The 20,197-nt window shown below is 52.5% G+C and carries 13 protein-coding genes; 12 read left to right on the forward strand and 1 reads right to left on the reverse strand.

Annotation, left to right across the window (positions count from 1 at the left end):
* The 11 genes from SPSPH_RS03990 (at window position 1) to SPSPH_RS04040 (ending at window position 18,753) form a co-directional block, all read left to right on the forward strand.
* Entirely contained in the window at window positions 1–1,776 is a 1,776-nt protein-coding gene (locus tag SPSPH_RS03990; RefSeq protein ID WP_075753447.1) for an ABC transporter ATP-binding protein, read from the forward strand.
* Window positions 1,777–1,789: 13 nt separating this feature from the next.
* Window positions 1,790–2,548 carry an ABC transporter ATP-binding protein gene (locus tag SPSPH_RS03995; protein WP_083945389.1) on the forward strand — a complete coding sequence of 253 codons (759 nt, stop codon included), beginning with the start codon at window positions 1,790–1,792 and terminating at the stop codon, window positions 2,546–2,548.
* Window positions 2,545–4,977 carry an ABC transporter permease gene (locus SPSPH_RS04000; protein ID WP_075753449.1) on the forward strand — a complete coding sequence of 811 codons (2,433 nt, stop codon included), beginning with the start codon at window positions 2,545–2,547 and terminating at the stop codon, window positions 4,975–4,977. The genes SPSPH_RS03995 and SPSPH_RS04000 overlap by 4 nt, the downstream gene beginning before the upstream one ends.
* Window positions 4,970–5,911, forward strand: a complete 942-nt coding sequence (locus SPSPH_RS04005) for an efflux RND transporter periplasmic adaptor subunit (RefSeq protein WP_083945390.1) — start codon at window positions 4,970–4,972, stop codon at window positions 5,909–5,911. Before SPSPH_RS04000 ends, SPSPH_RS04005 begins: the two co-directional genes overlap by 8 nt.
* A 167-nt stretch (window positions 5,912–6,078) precedes the next feature.
* On the forward strand, window positions 6,079–7,065 hold the full coding sequence (locus tag SPSPH_RS04010) for a helix-turn-helix transcriptional regulator (RefSeq protein ID WP_075753451.1): 987 nt from the start codon (window positions 6,079–6,081) through the stop codon (window positions 7,063–7,065).
* A gap of 234 nt (window positions 7,066–7,299) precedes the next feature.
* Window positions 7,300–9,048: an ABC transporter ATP-binding protein gene (locus SPSPH_RS04015; RefSeq protein ID WP_075753453.1), complete on the forward strand. Its 1,749-nt coding sequence runs from the start codon at window positions 7,300–7,302 to the stop codon at window positions 9,046–9,048.
* A complete protein-coding gene (locus SPSPH_RS04020; protein WP_075753455.1) occupies window positions 9,041–10,783 on the forward strand; it encodes an ABC transporter ATP-binding protein in 1,743 nt (580 codons plus the stop codon). Before SPSPH_RS04015 ends, SPSPH_RS04020 begins: the two co-directional genes overlap by 8 nt.
* A gap of 19 nt (window positions 10,784–10,802) precedes the next feature.
* Entirely contained in the window at window positions 10,803–12,806 is a 2,004-nt protein-coding gene (locus tag SPSPH_RS04025) for a TonB-dependent receptor plug domain-containing protein (RefSeq protein ID WP_083945391.1), read from the forward strand.
* Window positions 12,807–13,141: 335 nt separating this feature from the next.
* Window positions 13,142–14,263: an efflux RND transporter periplasmic adaptor subunit gene (locus tag SPSPH_RS04030; RefSeq protein ID WP_075753457.1), complete on the forward strand. Its 1,122-nt coding sequence runs from the start codon at window positions 13,142–13,144 to the stop codon at window positions 14,261–14,263.
* On the forward strand, window positions 14,260–17,349 hold the full coding sequence (locus tag SPSPH_RS04035) for an efflux RND transporter permease subunit (RefSeq protein WP_075753459.1): 3,090 nt from the start codon (window positions 14,260–14,262) through the stop codon (window positions 17,347–17,349). Before SPSPH_RS04030 ends, SPSPH_RS04035 begins: the two co-directional genes overlap by 4 nt.
* Before the next feature lie 15 nt (window positions 17,350–17,364).
* A complete protein-coding gene (locus SPSPH_RS04040; protein ID WP_075753461.1) occupies window positions 17,365–18,753 on the forward strand; it encodes an MATE family efflux transporter in 1,389 nt (462 codons plus the stop codon).
* Window positions 18,754–18,977: 224 nt separating this feature from the next.
* Here SPSPH_RS04040 and SPSPH_RS04045 read toward each other — a convergent pair whose 3' ends face one another.
* Entirely contained in the window at window positions 18,978–19,823 is an 846-nt protein-coding gene (locus SPSPH_RS04045) for a MerR family transcriptional regulator (RefSeq protein ID WP_233138653.1), read from the reverse strand.
* Window positions 19,824–19,984: 161 nt separating this feature from the next.
* Between SPSPH_RS04045 and SPSPH_RS04050 the strand changes: the two genes are divergently transcribed.
* Window positions 19,985–20,188, forward strand: coding sequence for a hypothetical protein (locus SPSPH_RS04050; RefSeq protein WP_075753463.1), 204 nt, complete (start codon window positions 19,985–19,987; stop codon window positions 20,186–20,188).
* Window positions 20,189–20,197 lie beyond the last annotated feature (9 nt).

Genomic DNA, 20,197 nt, shown 5'->3' on the forward strand with positions numbered 1-20,197 from the left:
ATGCTGGGGTTTATTAAAAGAATGCTTAACCTGGCAGGTGAATTCGCCGGACGGATCAAGCTGGCGTTTGTCCTGAGCTTTTTTGAGAACATGCTTTCCTACATACCAATCCTGGCCGCTCTGTATATTTTTACCAAAATTGTGGCAGGGACCCTGACGGCCGGGGACGCCTGGCTGAGCGGCGGTGTTATGCTGGTTGCCGTCATCGTACGGTGCGTGTTAAGACGTTTGTTTGTCGCCCTGCAGAGCGGCACGGGGTATGAAATCTGTGCCCGGGAGAGAATTAACAGCGGCGACCGGTTCAAACGCTTTCCCATGAGCTATTTTACGGAAGGAAATCTGGGCAACGTCACCTCGGCTATTTCTGTTGACCTGCTGTTTATCGAAGAGCATGGCATGGGGGCGATGGATAAGGTAGTCAACGGCTATATGGGCATTTTGCTTAGCAGCCTGATGCTGTTTGGCGTTGACTGGCGCGTTGCCCTGGTATCTGTGACTGTGTGTGTGCTGGCCCTGCTGGCGCTCAACCGGCTGCAAACCGTCGGCAAAGAGCAGTCCAGAATTAAACAAGACCAACAGGCCAGGCTGACAGCCACCGTGATTGAATATGTCCAGGGAATAGCGGTTATCAAGTCGCTCAATCTGGCGGGTGATAAGGCGCAAGCGGTTAAGGATACGATTGAAAGCACTCGCGATCACTCCATTGACTATGAAGAAAAGTTTACGCCGCCAAGCTTTCGCTATCAGGCTTGCTTTGCAACCGGTACCGCCCTGATTGTTTTTTTGACAACCTATTTTTGTTTTACCGGCAGCATGACCATGCCGGTGATGCTGATGCTGCTGATATCGGCCTTTTATATTTATCTTTCCCCCCAGGCGCTGGCCGGCCTGACTGCTCAGATCCGGGTCATGGAAGCCGGGCTGAACCGCTATGAGGCGCTGAAACAGGTGAAAATTATTGACGAAGACGGGCAGGATATCAAGCTGGACCGGTTCGACATTGAATTTAAAGATGTTACTTTTGCGTACGAAGAAAGCGAAACCCTGAAAAATATCAGTTTCAAGGTGCCGGAAAAAAGCATGACAGCCCTGGTGGGTGCATCAGGCTCAGGCAAAACCACTATTGCCAATCTGATTGTAAGGTTTTGGGATGTCCAGCAGGGCGAAGTGCTGGTAGGCGGCGTCGATGTCAAGACACTGACCTGTGACAGCCTGTTGAAAAATGTCAGTATGGTTTTTCAAAACGTCTATCTGTTTAATGACACGATTTTGAACAACATCAAATTCGGCAAGCCGGACGCCACCTATGAGGAAGTTGTGGCCGCGGCCAAAAAAGCCCGGTGCCATGATTTTATCACAGCCCTGGAGCAGGGGTACGATACCGTGGTGGGAGAGAGCGGCTCCACCTTGTCCGGCGGTGAAAAACAGCGAATTTCCATCGCCAGGGCGATTCTCAAAGACGCGCCCATTATTCTGTTGGACGAAGCGACGGCCAGTGTCGATCCGGACAATGAACAGCATATCCAAATGGCGATTAGCGAACTGGTTCGGGATAAAACCCTGGTTGTGATTGCGCACCGGCTCTCGACCATCCGCAATGCCGATCAAATTCTGGTTATTGACGGCGGACGGCTTATTCAGCAGGGCACGCATGCTGAACTATTGCAGCAGGGCGGCCAGTATGGCAAGCTCTGGGAGAAACGCTTGACGGCCCGCAGCTGGAAAATAGCGGCAGAATCCAAACCACAGGGCATTGGCGCCGCGGCCGGCGCCTAGACGGGAGGCGCTTATGCGGGAAAAAAGGTTTGCCGGGCTGACCGCAGCAGGCTTGCCGCCGGCCCGGGAGGACATGGCCGCAGTGGAACTGATGGCGGTACGGAAAGTGTATACGACCGGCGCCGGTGAGTTTGCAGCCTTAAAAGGGGTGGATCTAACGGTGGAGCAGGGCGAGTTTGCCGCTGTGGTGGGAAAATCGGGCAGCGGCAAATCTACATTAATTAATATGATTACTGGCATTGACCGGCCCACCGGCGGGGAAGTATGGGTGGCCGGTACGCCGGTGCATACGCTGACGGAGAACCAGATTGCCGTGTGGCGGGGCCGGACGCTGGGGGTGGTGTTTCAGTTCTTTCAGCTCCTGCCAACCCTAACGGCGCTGGAGAACGTAATGCTGCCCATGGATTTCTGCCATGTCTATGACAAGGCGGAGCGTCCCCGGCGGGCGCTTGAGCTGCTGGAAATGGTCGGTGTCGGGCAACAAGCCGGTAAACTGCCGGCCAGCCTGTCGGGAGGACAGCAGCAACGGGTGGCTATTGCCAGGTCACTGGCCAATGATCCTCCGCTGCTGGTAGCGGATGAGCCGACCGGCAATCTGGACAGCCGGACGGCGGCAGCGGTTATTGAACTGTTTAATGAACTGACCCGGGCAGGCAAGACCATCGTTATGGTCACCCATGACCAGGACCTGGCGCGTCAGAGCAGCCGCATCGTGACGGTGGCTGAAGGCGGGATTGTGCCAGATGGTCGCACCGGAGTGCGTGACCTATGATCAGCTACCGGTTGCTATCGCCAAGATGGCGTAAGGTATGGGCGGATCTGGCGGGCAATAAGCTGCGGACCCTGCTGGTAGTGCTGTCTATCGCCGTGGGCGTGTTTGCTGTCGGCATGGTGGCCAGTTCCTACCTGATGTTCCAGCGGGATATGGCGAACAGCTGGAGTTCGGCGTCGCCGGCCAGCGTTAGTTTGTATGCCGACCCTTTTGACGAGGAGCTAATCGACAGCATCCGCAGCCTGCGGGGCGTCAAAGAAGCCGACGGCCGGTTCAATGCGGATTTGCGGGTGTTTACCGCCGGCGGCGAATGGCGGCAAATGTGGCTGACCGCCATTCCTGACTATATTAAGCAAGAGGTAAGTGTGGTACGCCCGCAAACTGGCGCCTGGCCGCCGGGAGACGGCGATGTCCTTCTGGAGCGGTCTTCGCTGGCTGAGCTGGGGGTGACGCCCGGGGAGCGCATTTTGGTGGAAACAGCTGCCGGCAATAAGCGGTCACTCAAGGTAAGCGGCATCGTATATGATGCCGGCCAGATTCCCAGCCTCTTCAGCGGCCGTTCCTACGGCTACATCAATATGGACACGCTGGAGAAGCTGGATGAAGACCGGCAGCTTAACCAGGTGAACTTGGTGGTTGAACCCTGGGTGCTGCAGGGCAAAGCGACGGCGCCGATTGAGGCGGTGGGCCGGCGGGCTTTCACCAAGCTGGAGCAGGGGGACACAACCGTATCAGGCTTTCAGGTGAACAAACCCGGCGAGCATCTGATGCAGGGAACAGTTAATGCTCTGCTCCTGCTTCTGGCAGTGCTGGGGGTTTTATCCCTGTTCATGAGCATTTTTTTGTTGATTAATACCATTTCCGCCATTTTGACGCAGCAGGTGCGGCAGGTGGGCATTATGAAAGCCCTTGGGGCAAGGCGGGATCAGATCCTCAGGATGTATCTGACGCTGGTGGCGGTTTACGGCCTTTTGGCTTTGGCGGTGGCCGCGCCGCTGGGGGCGCTGGCGGCCAGCGCGGTAACCGGGTTTATTGCCGGGGTGTTTAATTTTGATTCCGGCGGCGTGGCTTTGCCGCTCAAGGTACTCCTGCTGGAAGCGGCGGTAGCTGTACTGGTGCCGCTGGCAGCAGCCTTCTGGCCCATCTGGCAGGGCTCGGGCATCACTGTGCGGGAGGCGATCAATGATTACGGCATCAGCTCTGTGGCGGCTCAAGGCCGGGTAGACCGCTGGCTGGACGCCGCTCTGGCACGAATGCAAGCTCTGCCGCGGCCGGTGGTACTTTCCCTGAGAAATACTTTCCGGCGCAAAGGGCGGCTGGCACTCACGCTGCTCACGCTGACGACGGCCGGTATCGTGTTTATGTCTGTATTTTCCGTACGGGCGTCTTTATATGCCACCCTGGAGCAGGCTTTGCAATATTACCGTTATGATCTCATGGTGGTATTTACCGAAAGCTACCGGACAAACCGGATTGAACAGGCTGTAATGCAGGTGCCTGGGGTAAAAACAGCGGAAGTCTGGGAACTAACCTCCGGCAGGATATTGCGGGATGCAAGGAAAGAGGCTGAGAATGAAGCCAGTACGGAGGTCACTGTATATGGACCGCCCCGTGGTGCGGAGACCATTCAGCCCACAATGGTTACCGGCCGCTGGCTTGTGCCAGGGGATGAAAGTGCGCTGGTAGTCAATACTGAAGTGATAAAAGACAATCCGCAATTGGCTGTCGGCGCACCGGCAATTTTAAAAGTGGGGGATCACAAACTGCGGTTCACTGTGGTAGGCATTACCCAAGGCATATTGTCAGGACCCTATGTGTACGCACCGGGTGAATGGCTGACCAAAGCGCTGCAGGCATCCGACCGCGCCCACTCGGTCCGGATTACCGCCTGGTCCGGTGACCGGCAGGAACAAAAACTGCTGGGTCGGGCTCTGGATCAGCATAGTAAGAAAAACAGTCTGAAGGTCAAGCGCGTTGATGTTACCTGGGAAAACAAGCAGCGTACAGAAGGACGTTTCAATATTCTGATTGCGTTCCTGCTGGTTATGGCTGTGCTGCTGGCGGTGGTGGGGGCTTTAGGTCTTACCGGCACCATGAGCATCAATGTGCTGGAACGGACGCGGGAAATCGGTGTAATGCGGGCTATCGGCGCCTCCAGCCGGGAGATCGGCCAGGTATTTGTAGTGGAAGCCCTGTGCATTGGCCTTATAAGCTGGCTGGCAGGAGCCGTGCTGGCTGTGCCGGTGGCAGCCTTGCTGGACTATCAGGTTGGTCTGTTGTTTTTGCATAATCCAATGGAATTTTATTTTAGTTTCGCGGGTGTAGGCATCTGGCTGGGCGTGTCGGTCACGCTGTCGCTGCTGGCCAGCCTGCTGCCGGCCTGGAACGCAACCAGGATGAGCGTACGGGAGGTGCTGAATTATGAATAATTTGCAGCAGGACAGAAAAGGGACTGGGATATTCCGGACGGCTGTCAATGGTTTGCTTACAGGCCGCCGGCTGCCGGCAATTCTGCTTCTGGCAGTGATGATGGCAGGCATATGGTGGCTAAGCCAGGGACGGCAGGCGGCAAAGCAGGAATTGCCGCCGGTTAAAGCTGATGCGCGGGTATTGGCCGAAGGCATTGTTTTCCCGGTACGTTATGCGCAGATGGTGATGCCGGTGGACGGCACCATCGGTGAGGTGCTGGTCAAAGAAGGGGAGCGGGTTAAGGCCGGACAGCCGCTAATCGGCCTGGTGCGCCGGGATTATCAGGCCAGGGTGGGCAGCGCCGGCGCCGATGTAAGCCGGGCTGCTGCCGCCGTGGAACAGGCCCGGGTGAATGTGGCGGACACCGAACGGGAGCTTGCCCGTCAACTGCATCTGGATCAGGCCGGAGCCACCTCCCGGCAGCAGCTTGATCAGGCCCGGACCGCCGCCGAGCGCAGCCGGGCGGCTTTGGCCCAGGCAGAGGCTGATTTAAAGACCCAGGAGAATTTGCTGGTGGAAGCCGAAAGCCTGCTGGATAAAACTGAACTCAGGGCGCCGATCGACGGTACGGTGGCCTATCTGGATGTAAAAGTAGGGGAACATGCCGCCGGCGGGACGGTGCTGGTGCGGATTGCCGATGAGACGGCCTGGGAAATACGCAGCGATGATCTGACCGAACTGATGATTGCCAAAGTGCGGCCCGGCGATGTGGCGGTATTGACCTTTGACGGCATATCCGACCTGGAGATTCCCGGCCGGGTCAAGTTTATCCGCCCCTATGGGGAGAAAAAGCGGGGGGATATTACTTATACGGTGACCATTGACCCGGACCGCTGGGATGACCGTCTGCGCTGGAATATGACGGCCCAGATCGCCATTGCGCCGGTAAAGTAATATATTATGAACAGTAGAAACGCTATTGATCTGCGGGTCAATAGCGTTTTTAGATTTATATATGGAAGGCCTTGCCAATAGGGTCAATATCCGGTATAATAAGTGCCGAGTAAATGAAAATGATTATCAATAACATTTTGCACCATCAATAATCCGGGGGTGATGCTATGATGGAAGGTGCTGTGTCCAAATACCAGATATTTAATCCGCAAGATGAAAATTGCTCTGTTTGTGCCGGACTCGAGCGTATCTTCCGAACTGGTTCGTTTCAAAGCGAACTGGAAATACCGGCGGCAATCGGCAAGGGTTATTGCCGCCGGATTGTTGTCAGGCCCTCCATGGCCATCACAATAAGCGATATGACGTTTTATCGAAAGATGACCATGGGCGGCAGGCACGATCACTCCCTGTGCAAGCTTGCGTTTTGCCTGGGGGACGGCTTCCTGTGCCGGGTAGGGAATAAAGAGGAGTATGAGGTCGCCGGCGGGGCAAGCTATATGTTCAGCCAGGACCGGGGAACCGGCGTTAGCAGTTATCATTCGCCCGGGCAGCGGGTTGTGGGACTTAATATTGATATAGCTTCAGAAGTGATAACCGATTTTCTGGAGCAGCGGGGCGGGGAACTGGCTCACACTGGTATCAGGGACGGGTTTTATAACAGAACAATTTCACCTGCCGTCAGATTGATTCTCAGCGAGATTATGAACTGCCGCTATCGCGATCATGTAAAAAAAATCTATCTTGAAGGGAAAATCCTGGAGCTTACCGCCATATGTCTGGATGAAACCCTGTGTGCGGCGCTGGAGCCGTATCCTGTGACCGGATTGTCTGCTTATGATATAGAGGCCCTGCAGAAAGCCAGAAGGATTCTTGACGACAATATAGCCGCGCCGCTGACTATCGGCAAACTGGCAAGACTGATTTGCCTCAATGAGTACAAGCTGAAAACCGGCTTTAAACAATTATTCGGGCTGCCGGTTCATGCCTATATCATTGATAAAAGACTGGAAACCGCACGACTGTTAATGCGGGAAAAAAAGCTGAGCATCACCGAAGCGGCTTTGATGGTTGGCTATAGTGACATCGGCCGTTTTGCCGAAAAGTTTAGGCAGAAATATGGCGTTAACCCATCCGAATACCTGAAACAGTTATAAAGAATTACGCTCACAGCCGGGCGAAAATGTTACTGTCTGCCCAACAGAATACCGGTGTCAAAAGGATTATAGGAACAGGGAAGCACAGGCTTTTTTGTTCCTATAATCCTTTTTTACGTAGTACTTATCCTGTTTTACGTAGAAGGAAGCGATAAATTACGATATTCTATTCTTGATAATGATTATGATAATCATTATCTATGATAAAACGGTTTACAAAGAGGTGAGTGATAAATGCGCGACATTAAGAAAATTTTACAGTATGCCCGGGAACACAGAAAAAAAACATATTGGGCATTTTTTTTGATTCTTGGCAGTGTCATGGCCGGCATAGCGCCGTATGTAATCACTTATGATGTGATTACCCGGTTTGCAGAGCGATCCGGTATTACTCCGGGGTATTTACTGCTCGCGAGCGGCGGCGTTACCGCTGTTTTATTACTCCAGTCGCTGCTGTTCTACAAAGGGCTGGCCGCATCTCATCAGGCGGCGTTTGACACGCTGATGGGGATGAGGAGCCGGTTTGCCGACAAGCTGACCCGGCTGCCTCTGGGAGATATCCAGGCTAAAGGTGTGGGCAGCTATAAGAAAAATCTTGTTGACGACATTGAAAGCGTGGAACTGCTGCTGGCCCATATGCTGCCGGAGGGCATTCCCTATATTCTCGCGCCGGTTATGGTTTACGGCATTTTGTTTATTGTGGACTGGCGACTGGCGCTGCTTTCCCTGGCAGCCTTCGGTATCGGCATGATTGCCGTGGTATTGCTGATGCGCACCGGCCTAAAAAAAATGGCTCCCTATTATGCGGCGGCGCGGAAAATGAATGCCACGATCGTAGAATATATTTCCGGTATGGAAGTGATTAAGGTTTTCAACCGGACAACCAGTTCGTACGAAAATTATACCGCAGCAGTTGAAAATTATAAAAAATATTCGTTGGCCTGGTGCAATGAATCCTGGACCTATATGGCCATTTACGGTTCGGTTCTGCCCTGCACCATCCTGTTTTTATTGCCGGTGGGCACTGTGTTTTATATCCAGGGAACGCTGACGCTGCCGACCTTCGTTTTTGCTTTGCTATTATCCATGAGCCTGGGGCAGCCGCTGGTCAGGCTGGTGGAATTTTTCCCCACGATTCCGGTGCTTAAGCATAAAATCGGCCAGCTTGAACAAACTTTTGCCGGCCGGGAACTGACTGTTGCCGAGCAGGGACTTGAGCCGGAAACCTATGATGTGGAATTTCATGAGGTTAGCTTTGCCTATGAGCATAAGGACGTGGTTTGCCGGGTGTCCTTCTGTGCCGGGGCGAATTCAGTCACTGCCATCGTTGGGGCCTCTGGCAGCGGTAAAAGCACTTTGGCCAAGCTTTTGGTGCATTTCTGGGATGTAAAAGACGGTCGAATCACCATCGGCGGCGTCGACATCAGGGCCATGTCCCTGGAAACATTAATGAGCCTGATCAGTTATGTCGCGCAGGATACCTTTCTCTTTAAGAGCTCCATCCGGGAGAATATCCGCATCGGCAAGCCCGGCGCCAGCGACGGCGAGGTCATCGCCGCGGCCAGGCTGGCCGGATGCCACGATTTTATTATGAAGCTGGAGCAGGGCTATGACACCAATGCCGGCGAGGACGGGAACAAACTCTCCGGCGGCGAAAGGCAACGGATTACTATTGCCAGAGCACTCTTAAAAAACGCGCCAATTATAATTTTGGATGAAGCGACCGCGTTCACCGATCCGGAAAATGAGGATAAGATCCAGACGGCGTTAAATCAGCTGATTGCCGGGAAAACCCTGATTGTCATCGCCCACCGGCTGTCGACCATTGTGGAGGCCGACAGCATTGTGGTGATGGAGAAAGGCAAACTGCTGATGCAGGGCAGCCATGCCGCCTTGCTGGCAGATTGCGGCACCTATCAGACGCTCTGGGATGCTCATCAACAGGCCCTGCATTGGGGAGTTAGGGGAGACCAATATGTTTAGGATTATTAACCGGCTCTTGGTTCTGGCCGGGGAAAATGCAGGAAAAATTAAGCTGGCGTTTGTGTTCAGCATCATGGAAGCCATCTTTGCGCAGGTTCCCATTATTGCCGTTTTGTGGATCCTTGTCAAAATCGTAGCCGGCAGTGTCGTCATTGAGGATGCCTGGCTTGTCGGTATTGCCGTTACGGCCAGTGTGGTGTTAAGGGCCTTGGCTAAGCGGCTGGTGGACGGCTGGCAAAGCGGGGCCGGCTATGAAATCTTTGCCAGAGAGAGAATGCGAATCGGCGACCGGCTAAAACGGCTGCCCATGGGATATTTCTCCGCAGGCAATATCGGCAATATTACCGCGGTGGTTACCTCTGATCTGGTATTTGTCGAAGAACATTCCATGGCAACGCTGTCACACATCATTAGAGGGTATTTGAACACACTGATTGGTGTCGGCCTGCTAACTGTTCTGGATTACCGGATCGGTCTGATTTCGCTTGTTACCCTGCTGCTGGCGGTGGCGGCATTGAACAAAATACAAACCGTGGTCAAGCGGCAAGCAGTTGTCAGGCAGGAAACCCAGTCGCGGCTCGTGGGTGCCGTCCTTGAATATATAAAAGGAATCGCGGTGATTAAAGCCTTTAACCTGACCGGTGACCGGGCTGAAAAGATAAAGCGGGAATTTAAAGCATACCGGGATGCCATGATTCAGTTTGAAGAAAAATTCATTCCCCCCAGTTTGTATTTTGATCATTGCTTTACGCTGGGAATCGGTTTCACCGTATTGGCGTCGGCCTATTTTGCCTTTGCACAGACGATGGATTTATCGCTGGCACTTATGCTGCTAATCTTTATTTTTCAATTTTATCTTCCCTTCAAGGCGCTGGGGATCCTGAGTGTCAAGGTGCGGATTATCGAAGCTGCTCTCAACCGGTATGAGGCGATTCAAAATGAGGCCATTATTGATGAAAAGGGCAAAGATATCATGTTATCGCAGTTTACTATCGAATTTGATGACGTCACCTTTGCTTATGACCGGGAACAAATCCTCAAGCAGGTGAGCTTTACTGTGCCGGAGCGCAGCATGACTGCCCTGGTCGGCCGGTCTGGCAGCGGCAAAACTACGATTGCCAGTCTGATTGCCCGGTTTTGGGATGTGCAGGCCGGCGCCGTGAAAATCGGTGGCGTGAATGTAAGGGAAATGACCTGCGACAGCCTGTTAAAGCATATTAGCATGGTATTTCAGCATGTCTATTTATTTAACGATACCATTCTGAATAATATTCGTTTCGGCCGGCCGGACGCCACGCGGGAAGAAGTGGTAATCGCCTGCAAAAAGGCGTGCTGCCATGATTTTATCATGGAGCTCGAACACGGCTATGACACCGTTGTGGGTGAGGGCGGTTCCTCGCTGTCGGGTGGTGAAAAGCAGCGGCTTTCCATTGCCCGGGCCATTCTTAAGGACGCGCCAATTATCCTGCTGGACGAGGCCACGGCCAGTATGGACCCGGAAAATGAGCGGCTTATTCAGCAGGCTATCAGTGCGCTTGTCAAGGATAAAACCCTGGTGGTAATTGCCCATCGTCTGGCGACGATAAAAGATGCCGATCAAATCCTGGTGATTGATGAAGGCAGGATTGTGCAAAGCGGTGGACATGAGGAGCTTATTGAGGCAAAAGGTCAGTATTATGATTTCTGGCAGCGGCGCATAAAGGCCGGCAGCTGGAAGATTAGCAAGGGTTCGTGATTATAGAGGGGGAAAGACGATGAGCAGGGGAAAAATGAGCAAACGACAAAAGCAATTATTGTGCCTGGTTCTGGGAGGAACGCTGATCTTTGGCGGGCCGGAACGGGCTGCAGCGGAGGAAGCGGAAGCGGCTGAGTTTAGCCTGGACGAATATGTGGTGACAGCCAACCGCATGCCGACCAAACGCACAGAAACCGCAGCCAATATTACGGTAGTAAGCCGTGAGGAGATGGAACAAAAAAATATCACCACGGTCAAAGAGGCCCTGAACCAGGCCGGCGTCCAGGTGGACGTGGAAGGTGGCGGCAACTCGGCGGATAACTCGTACGTCACACTCAATGGGGATAAGCGGGTGGTTATTTTGGTGGACGGCCGGCGGATTAACTGGGAACAGCAGGTGGATAACGCGCAGACCGGTTACAGTCTGGGTATGCTGCCTGATCTGAATAACGTGGAAAAAATTGAAGTGGTGCGAGGGGCCGCCTCGTCGCTGTACGGCAGTTCAGGGGTGGGCGGTGTAATTAATATCATTACCCGCAAGGGGACGGAAAACCGTACCACCGCTTTAACCGAATTCGGTAGTTGGGGGGCAAGGCGGTACAGCCTGCAAACCAGCGGTAAAAGCGGTGATACCGGTTATATGGTAACGGCTGAACGGCAAACACAGGATTATTATGAATATAAAGATCCGGCCACCGGCAAAGTCGTCACTATGCCTAACAGTGATTTTACCCGGGAAACTGCTTCGTTGCGAATAGACAAGGACCTCGGCAACGACCGGACATTGACCTTTTACTTTGATCATTTGAGTGAAGATTCCGGTTATCCGGTAGCCAAACCGGGATTTGCTTTCTACTGCCCGGACGCCTCCCGGCATACCATTCAGAATAATCTGTCCCTGGCTTATCGTTGGCAGCAGGGAGAAAATATAACGAATAACCTGCAAATCTACCGCAATCATTACAATGGCTTCTGGCATCGCTATAAATATAATATCAACAGCTCCCGTTATGAACTGGAGGCCGACGGCATTGAGTGGAATCAGACCCGGCGCTTGAGCGACCGTCATACCCTGCTCGGCGGTTTTGACTGGCGCAGTACGCGTATTGATTATATATCCTACCTGGGAGAGACGATTGATCCCTCCAACACCTACACCGGCCGGAACCTTCGCAATCTGGGGCTGTTTTTGGAAGACCGCTGGACACTGGATTCCCGTTGGACATTCACTGCCGGTATGCGCTATGACGATCCCAATGAATATGCTGATAAATCAACCGCTCGGCTGAGCTTAAACCGGAAAATAAATGATACTACCAACGCCTATTTGTCCTGGGGTCAGGTGTACCGGGGTCCCAACGCAGTTGACTTATTTATGCCGGAGGGGACGTATTACCGGAAAAATCCCAATCTCAGGCCGGAGAGAGGCCAGACTGCAACGCTGGGCATAAACACCAAGCTGCCCGGCGGCACAGCCATTCAGGCCAGTTTATTCAGCACACAGTTAAAAGATGCGTTTAAAGATTATTACGATATCGACCCTGTGAACTATACTTATACCCGGGAAGTTTTTAACATCGCGCAACAGAAAAAAAAGGGTTTTGACCTTATGGTGACACAGCCGTTTGCTGAGCACTGGAACCTGACCGCCGGTTACTCTTATCTGCAGGTAAAGGAAGATGACGGTGATCCTACGAATGGCACCGGTTATCAATCGGACATTACCAACAGCAATCCCCATGCGTACCGCCTGGGAATCCATTATCACAACAATGCCTGGAATGTCAGCGCTGCGTTGCGCGGGGCCACCGGTCGCAGCCTGGAAGCTTTTACCTCCCGGCAGTATTGGGTAACCGACTTGGCGGCAAGTTATCAAGTGACCCCGGATGTTAAGGTGTATGCCAAAGTATATAACCTGACAAACCGTGCTTATGAAACGGCTTATATGACAGGATGGAATGCTGTTGGTGGTTTGCCCATGGCCTCCCGGCAAATTGTTTTCGGTGTGGAAGGCAGGCTGTAAGCAATACGTAATTACTGGGTAACTTCCCGTTAAAAGGATTGACGCCGGGCACAGTATAAAATGCTGCTGTGCCTGGTTTCATTTTTGAACTTTTATAGCTGTAGCTGTTAGTAGTGGAAAATGTACACAGGTAAAATCCTTATCAGAATATAAAAAATCCTTTTTGCGGTAGAATTTTGGCTGTTTTTTAAAGTAAAATTAATTAAGCATTGATAATAATTATTAATTTCAATTGACTTTATGCAGGGAAAGAAAGAATGACGGAAAATCCCGGCAAGAGGTCGCCTATAATTTTTATTAGACAACTATATCACCGTTACAAGGAGTAGATCCATATGCTGTTTAAAAGACTGCAAGCAAACAGGAAGTATTATGTTCTGGCCGTCGCCCTTGTTATTTGCGTCGCCGGCAGCCTGTTTTGGCGGGAAAGCCAGCAGACAGCCCAGCAGGCTGCCGGTAAAATCCCGCTGGTGCGTACCGCGACAGTCGGAACTGCCGGGATGTCGTCCCAGGCATTTACCTATGCCGGTGAAGTGCGCGGCCGGTATGAAAGCCAGTTGGCTTTCCGGGTTGGCGGCAAAATCGTCAAACGCTGCGTGGATCTGGGGGCAGCCGTGCAAGCGGGCGAGGTGCTTTTCGAGCTTGATTCCCAGGATCTCACGCAGGCAACTGCCGGTTATGGTGCCCAGTTAGCTGCCGCCCAGGCGCAATTGCAACTGGCTAAAAACAACTTGAACCGCTACCGGCAGTTATTTGCCGGGGCTGCTGTCAGCCGGGCCCAGCTGGATCAATACCAGAACGCCTATGATACCGCCCAGGCGGCGGTTCGTCAGGCAGCGGCCCAGTATGAACAGGGCTCCAACCAACTGGAATATACCCGCCTGCTGGCCGATCAGCCCGGGGTAGTTGCGGCCGTTAACGCCGAAACCGGTCAGGTGGTCAGTGCCGGCCAAACGGTGCTGACCATCGTGCGGGACGGTGCGCGGGAAGTTGAAATCAGCGTTCCGGAAAATCGTCTGGAGGAACTTCGCCAGGTCAAGCGGTGCCGGGTGACCTTCTGGGCGCTGCCCGGCGTCGCTGTCGACGGCAATATCCGGGAAATTGCACCGATGGCCGACCAAATTACCCGGACCTATAAAATACGTATCACCCTCGTCAATCCGTCGCCACAGGTCAAACTGGGCATGACTGCCTCGGTGCAGGTAACGCCAAACCTTCCGCCAATGACCGCGGTGGCGGTCCCGGTAAGCGCTGTATATCAGACCGGCAGTTTCCCGGCCGTTTGGGTGGTCCGGGATCATAGCGTCAGTCTCCGCCCTATTACCATCGGTACCATGGCCAACAATACCATTGAGGTGCTGACCGGCCTGGAGCCGGGTGAAACGATTGTTACCGCCGGCGTGCATAAGCTGCAGGAAGGCCAGATGATTAATAGTATCGACGGTGAACTGCCATGAAAAACTTTAACCTGACCGAATGGGCGCTCAACCATAAACAACTGGTTTACTACTTTGTCCTGCTGATGTTCCTGGCCGGCATTGTTTCTTATCAAAATCTGGGGCGCATGGAAGATCCCGACTTTACCGTCCGCCAGATGGTGGTGTCGGTCAACTGGCCCGGGGCGACTGCCCGTCAGGTCGAAGAGCAGGTAACCGATAAAATCGAGAGAAAACTTCAGGACACGCCCGGGCTGGACTATGTGCGGAGCTATTCCATACCCGGTCAGGCGGTCATCTACGTGGCGCTGAAGGATGATGCCGTAACGGCGAAGGAAGTCCGGCCCCTTTGGCTGGAAGTCCGCAATATGGTCAATGACATCAAAGCCACCTTGCCGCAGGGGGTGGACGGGCCTTATTTTAACGACCGGTTTGACGACGTGTTTGGCTGCATTTACGCCCTTACCGGCGACGGCTACAGTTATGAAGATATGCGCCGGTATGCCATGCGCATCAGGCAGAATTTTGTGGCGGTTCCCGACGTCAAAAAGGTAGAACTGGTCGGTGTGCAGACCGAAAAGATTTTCGTTACACTGGACACCGGCAAGCTGGCCGAACTGGGCCTGACGCCGGCCGACATTACCAGCGCCATTCAGGGACAAAACTCCATGGCCCCGTCCGGTTTGATCGAAACGGCTGCCGATCGTGTATATTTCCGGGTTACCGGCATGTTTGAGCAGCTTGACGATCTCAAATCCCTGCCGCTCCGGGCCGGGGGGCACAGCCTGCGTCTGGGTGATATTGCCCGGATTGAGCGCGGTTACAGCGACCCGCCGGATCCGAAAATGTTTTATAACGGCCGGCCGGCTGTCGGTGTGGCCTTGTCGATGAATCCGGGCGGCAATATTTTGAAGCTCGGAGCTAATCTGGAGCAGACGCTGGACCGGGTGAAACAAGAGCTGCCGCTGGGACTTGAGCTCAATAGCGTTGCCAACCAGCCGACCGTGGTCCGGCAATCCATCAACGATTTTCTCCGGTCGCTGGCCGAAGCGGTGACGATTGTCCTTATCGTCAGTTTCTTAAGTCTTGGTGTTCGTTCCGGCATTGTCGTGGCGCTGTGTATTCCCCTGGTAATTGCCGGCGCCTTTGTCATGATGAAACTGTATGGAGTTGATCTGCAGAAGATTTCCCTAGGGGCGTTGATTATTTCCCTGGGTCTCCTGGTTGACGATGCCATTATTGCCATAGAAATGATGACAGTTAAGCTGCAGCAGGGCTGGAACCGCTTTGAGGCCGCCTGTTACGCCTACCGGGCCACATCTTTTCCCATGCTTACCGGCACCCTGATTACCTGCGCCGGTTTTATCCCCATCGGACTTTCCAAAGGCTCGGCATCAGAATTTGTCGGCAGTATCTTCTCAGTTATTACCATTTCCCTCTTGATTTCCTGGGTGGTCTCGGTTCTGGTCACCCCGCTTTTAGGCTATCATCTGGTGAAAGTAACTCCGTCCGCCGGTGTGGACAAAAAGGATATTTATGACACGCGCTTTTACCGCTTGTTTAAAAAGCTTCTGGTTGGTTGTCTCGTACACCGTAAGCAGGTTCTGATCGCCACAGTGCTCGCTTTTATCGGTTCTATTTTTCTGATGGGGCTGGTAAAACGGGAGTTTTTCCCCGAATCCACCCGGCCGGAAATCATTGTTGACATGCGGCTGCCGCAGGATGCTTCCCTGGCGGCCACCGAACAGGCAGCCGCCCGCTTTATTGAACGGTTTACCGTCGACGCTGAACTGGCGAGCTATTCCTACTATGTGGGTAAAGGCGCGCCACGCTTTGTGCTGACAGCTGACGCGGTGTTTCCTAATGCCAATTTTGCTCACTTTGTGCTGGTGGCTAAGGATGTGCATGAACGTGACAAGCTGGCTCAACAGGCGCGGACTTTGCTGGAAACTGAGTTTCCGCAGGTACGGGGAAATGTTAAATTCTTAAAAACCGGTCCATCCCATCCGTATCCGGTAATGCTGCGCGTCAGCGGCTATGACCATGATCAGGTCAAGCAAATTGCCGGGCGGGTGATGGCGCGTTTATCAACCCATCCGCTTATTACCGACGTAAACCTGGACTGGAATGAAACCAGCAAGGTACTTAGGATCGAGGTAGACCAGGATAAGGCGCGGCTTTTAGGCATTGATAGCCGGACTTTGGCCGCCAATCTGCAAGCTATGCTGTCCGGCACAACAGTCAGTGAGTTCCGTGAAAAAGACAGGACCATAGCCATTGTCTTCCGGCTGGACCCGCAAAACCGCAGCGATCTTACCCAAATCAAAGATTTGAACATCAACACCGGCGGCCGGTTTATTCCCCTGGATCAGATTGCCACCGTCCGCTACGCGGCAGAAGAGGGGCTGATCTGGCGGCGGGATTTGAAACCGACCATTACCGTCCAGGCCAACACGGTTGGCGGTGTCTTGCCGAATGATGCCACCAAGACCGTATATCAGGACCTGGAGGATTTCCGGGCAGCTTTGCCACCCGGCTACAGCGTGGATATCGGCGGCGGACTGGAAAGCAGTCAAAAAGCCAGCGGCTGGATTGCTCAGCCCATACCGCTGATGTTTATCGCTATCATTACGTTGCTGATGCTGCAACTCCAGAATATTCCCAAGATGGTGCTGACTCTCCTGACTGCGCCGCTGGGCCTGATCGGTGTCAGTGTCACCCTGCTGGTAACCGGACGACCGATGGGGTTTGTCGTACAGCTTGGCATTCTGGCGTTAGCCGGTATTATTATGCGCAACTCGGTCATTCTCATTGACCAGATTGAACAGCATCTTACCGCCGGCGAATCCGCCTGGGAAGCGATTATTAATGCGGCGGTTACTCGTTTCCGGCCAATCATGCTTACTGCCGCGGCTGCTATCTTAGGCATGCTGCCTCTGATGTCCAATATATTCTGGGGGCCGATGGCGGTAGCGATTGCCGGCGGCCTGTTCGGCGCCACGGTCTTGACGCTGTTGGTGCTGCCTGCGATGTACGCTGCCTGGTATAAGGTGGAGCCGGACAGGAACCTGAATGTGGACGGACAGCAACCGGTAAATTTATTGTAAAGTAAGGTGATTCTTATGAGTCAGACAATGGAACCCGGCAAAGAAAAACAGAAACATTTTATTTTAAACGGAAATCTCTGGCAGGTGATGTCCGATTTATCCTGGCCGGCAATTACGGCCATGATTCTTTATGGCTTGAATACCGTCATTTCCGCAATTTTTGTCGGCCGCTTTGTGGGCGAAACCGCGCTGGCGGGAGTTTCCGTAGCCTATCCGTTGACGCAGATCAGCGTCGGGATAGGTTCCCTGGTTGGTGTTGGTGCCGGCGCCGTACTGAGCATTGCCATCGGCCGCCAGGACAAAACCACCCAGGAGCACCTGCTGGGGACGGTCAACTATCTTTCCGTGCTGGTAACGGTGGTATATATGGTATTGGGATTGGCCTTTTCTGCACAACTGGTGAAAATGATGGGTGGAACCGGCGAAGTACTGGTTCTTGGCGATATCTATTTCCGGATTACAGTGATTGGTGCGTTCTTTTGGATCTACGGACTGGCGGCAAATATGATCGTCCGGGCCGAGGGCAAAATGAAGGCGGCGGCGGTGATGATGGGGATCGGTCTCTTAGCCGATGTTCTGGCGAACTACCTCTTAGTCGCTGTCCTCGGCCTGGGAGTGGAAGGTTCGGCCTGGGCGACCAACGCCGGTATGCTGGTGTACACGCTGCTGGGCTGGTTTTATTTCGGACGGGGGTTCGCGTCCTTCAGGACCAGGGTTTTCACCTTTAACTGGGATACAAATACGGTCAAGTCCATATTCAGCCTGGGCATGTCTTCGTTCATTATGGTGGCAATGAGCCTGGTGCAGGGGGTTGTGGTGTTTAACGCCCTGGCCCGCTACGGCACGGTGCTGGATATTGCCTTTTATGGCGTGGTTTACCGTATATTTATTTTCGCACTGCCCCCTATCCTTGGTTTAATGCGGGCACTGCAGCCGGTTACCGGCATAAATTACGGCGCCGGACAATATGAGCGGGTCATAAGCGCGTATAAAATATTTACGGTTGCATCCCTGGTGCTGACCCTGCCCTTCTGGCTTATCTCGATGGCGGCGCCGGCCTGGGTACTGAGCCTGATGCTGCCCGACCAGGCCTTTACCGGTACGGAACTGATGTATTTCCGGATCTATATGGTATTACTACCCTTATTGTCGGCCATCTTTATGGCGATGACCTTTTTCCCGTCCATTGACAAAGGGAAACCGGCGGCCATGATCGGGATTGCCCGGCAACTGATTTTCTATATACCGGTCATGTGGATTCTGCCGCAGATAATGGGGGTTGCAGGAATTTATATCGGCTCGCTGGCCATCGATGCGGTGATTGTATTATGGACCGCCATCATGGTGAAAAAAGAATTTGCCGCTCTCCGCACCGCCGGTCAACCAACCACTTTAAGCACATAGCGCATCCGTAGCGCTGCTGCTTTAACGCCCAGCCACAGGAGGAACAGATCCTGCAAAGTACTAAGACCTCCGGGAATTTTGACATTTCCCGGAGGTCTTGCTGTATTTTTGCTGATAAAGGCCAAGATTTATATAGCGAGTATTGTGTGGAATTTGTTTCTAATATATGTAATATCAGCTATAAATACATATTAAAAAAAATAATTATCGATTAAAAGATATCGTTATTTCAGTTGTATTGAAATCCGGGTTTCACAGTACCCGGGATTTTCGGTGGCCGCCGTATCATCCAGGAGACTTTCCACATAGGTGTGCCCGACAAAGATAAGCTTATGCTTATCGGCATAGTCCACAAATTTTTGAAAAGCCTGGTTTATCTGCGGCCAATAGCCCTTATAATAGCCCACAAGGTAATGACCTGCCGGCTTATAGTCCTGTTTCATCGATGGGGGTGTTTTTTCGTCAACAGGGTAAAAGCAGTTGGTAAAATGATTAAAATTTCCCTGCTGCAGCTTTTCGGCGTCCATCATAAAACCGTGGGGATAGCCGCTGTAGCTTTGGGTATGATAGCATTCCTGCATAAAGTTCAACATGGTTTTTATTCCCTTTTCAAGCGTCATCTCGGAAAGGGATTTGCTGACCAGCAGCGCCTGCGCATTTGCTTCAACAATTTCAATTTTATCAAAATCAATCTGCAGGCTGGTTTTCATGTTGCCGATTTTATTCTGTACAACTCTTTGCAGCCACATTAATTCGGCGATTTCCAGCTCAAGCATGTTGCTTTGGTTGTGGAGCAATTTCAGTAGGTTTTGTGAAGTGTAGCTTGCCAATTGCGTTTTGATTTCTTCCAATGGCACACGAAGCTTACGTAAAATCTGGATGGTTTCAAAGACGTCGGTTTGCTGAAAGGTATAATAGCGGTAGCCGTTCGCTTTTACCACAGCCGGCTTAAATAAATCAATGCTGTCATAGTACATCAGGGTGCGTTTGTTAATGCCGTACATAGCGGCAAACTGCCCTGTAGTAAACTGTTTTTGCAAAAAATCATTCATTTCACTTAAGTCGGCCATAATTCGATTTCTCCTCTTGACTATACAGTTACTGTATAGATTATTATAATTTAGTACCTGGAAATAGTCAAATTAAGGAAACGCTGCCTTGAATTAATTTTTGATTGAAACAGTTATGCTTTAGACCATTTTAGCAGAAGCGAAAAGGGGTTTTACATAATATGAATATTATCATTCACGGTGTTCCGGTAGCGGCTGATCCGGCGCTGCCACGGGAAAAAATTAATGCGCTTGCACTTGACGTTATTCAGTCCTGGAACTGGGAATGCAGGGAGCTCGGAAGGATTGAGTTGGTTAGAGATGCACAATCAATTCATGTATGCGTTTACGAAAAACCATCAATTCGAAGAATTCCCAATAAATAACCGGGGACG

The organism is Sporomusa sphaeroides DSM 2875, assembly GCF_001941975.2.
Taxonomy (GTDB): Bacteria; Bacillota; Negativicutes; order Sporomusales; family Sporomusaceae; genus Sporomusa; species Sporomusa sphaeroides.

Bases quoted from the DNA above. Each gene is read 5' to 3' on its own strand.
- SPSPH_RS03990 (WP_075753447.1), top strand. From the start codon at position 1: ATGCTGGGGTTTATTAAAAGAATGCTTAACCTGGCAGGTGAATTCGCC.
- SPSPH_RS03995 (WP_083945389.1), top strand. From the start codon at position 1,790: ATGCGGGAAAAAAGGTTTGCCGGGCTGACCGCAGCAGGCTTGCCGCCG.
- SPSPH_RS04000 (WP_075753449.1), top strand. From the start codon at position 2,545: ATGATCAGCTACCGGTTGCTATCGCCAAGATGGCGTAAGGTATGGGCG.
- SPSPH_RS04005 (WP_083945390.1), top strand. From the start codon at position 4,970: ATGAATAATTTGCAGCAGGACAGAAAAGGGACTGGGATATTCCGGACG.
- SPSPH_RS04010 (WP_075753451.1), top strand. From the start codon at position 6,079: ATGATGGAAGGTGCTGTGTCCAAATACCAGATATTTAATCCGCAAGAT.
- SPSPH_RS04015 (WP_075753453.1), top strand. From the start codon at position 7,300: ATGCGCGACATTAAGAAAATTTTACAGTATGCCCGGGAACACAGAAAA.
- SPSPH_RS04020 (WP_075753455.1), top strand. From the start codon at position 9,041: ATGTTTAGGATTATTAACCGGCTCTTGGTTCTGGCCGGGGAAAATGCA.
- SPSPH_RS04025 (WP_083945391.1), top strand. From the start codon at position 10,803: ATGAGCAGGGGAAAAATGAGCAAACGACAAAAGCAATTATTGTGCCTG.
- SPSPH_RS04030 (WP_075753457.1), top strand. From the start codon at position 13,142: ATGCTGTTTAAAAGACTGCAAGCAAACAGGAAGTATTATGTTCTGGCC.
- SPSPH_RS04035 (WP_075753459.1), top strand. From the start codon at position 14,260: ATGAAAAACTTTAACCTGACCGAATGGGCGCTCAACCATAAACAACTG.
- SPSPH_RS04040 (WP_075753461.1), top strand. From the start codon at position 17,365: ATGAGTCAGACAATGGAACCCGGCAAAGAAAAACAGAAACATTTTATT.
- SPSPH_RS04045 (WP_233138653.1), bottom strand. From the start codon at position 19,823: ATGGCCGACTTAAGTGAAATGAATGATTTTTTGCAAAAACAGTTTACT.
- SPSPH_RS04050 (WP_075753463.1), top strand. From the start codon at position 19,985: ATGAATATTATCATTCACGGTGTTCCGGTAGCGGCTGATCCGGCGCTG.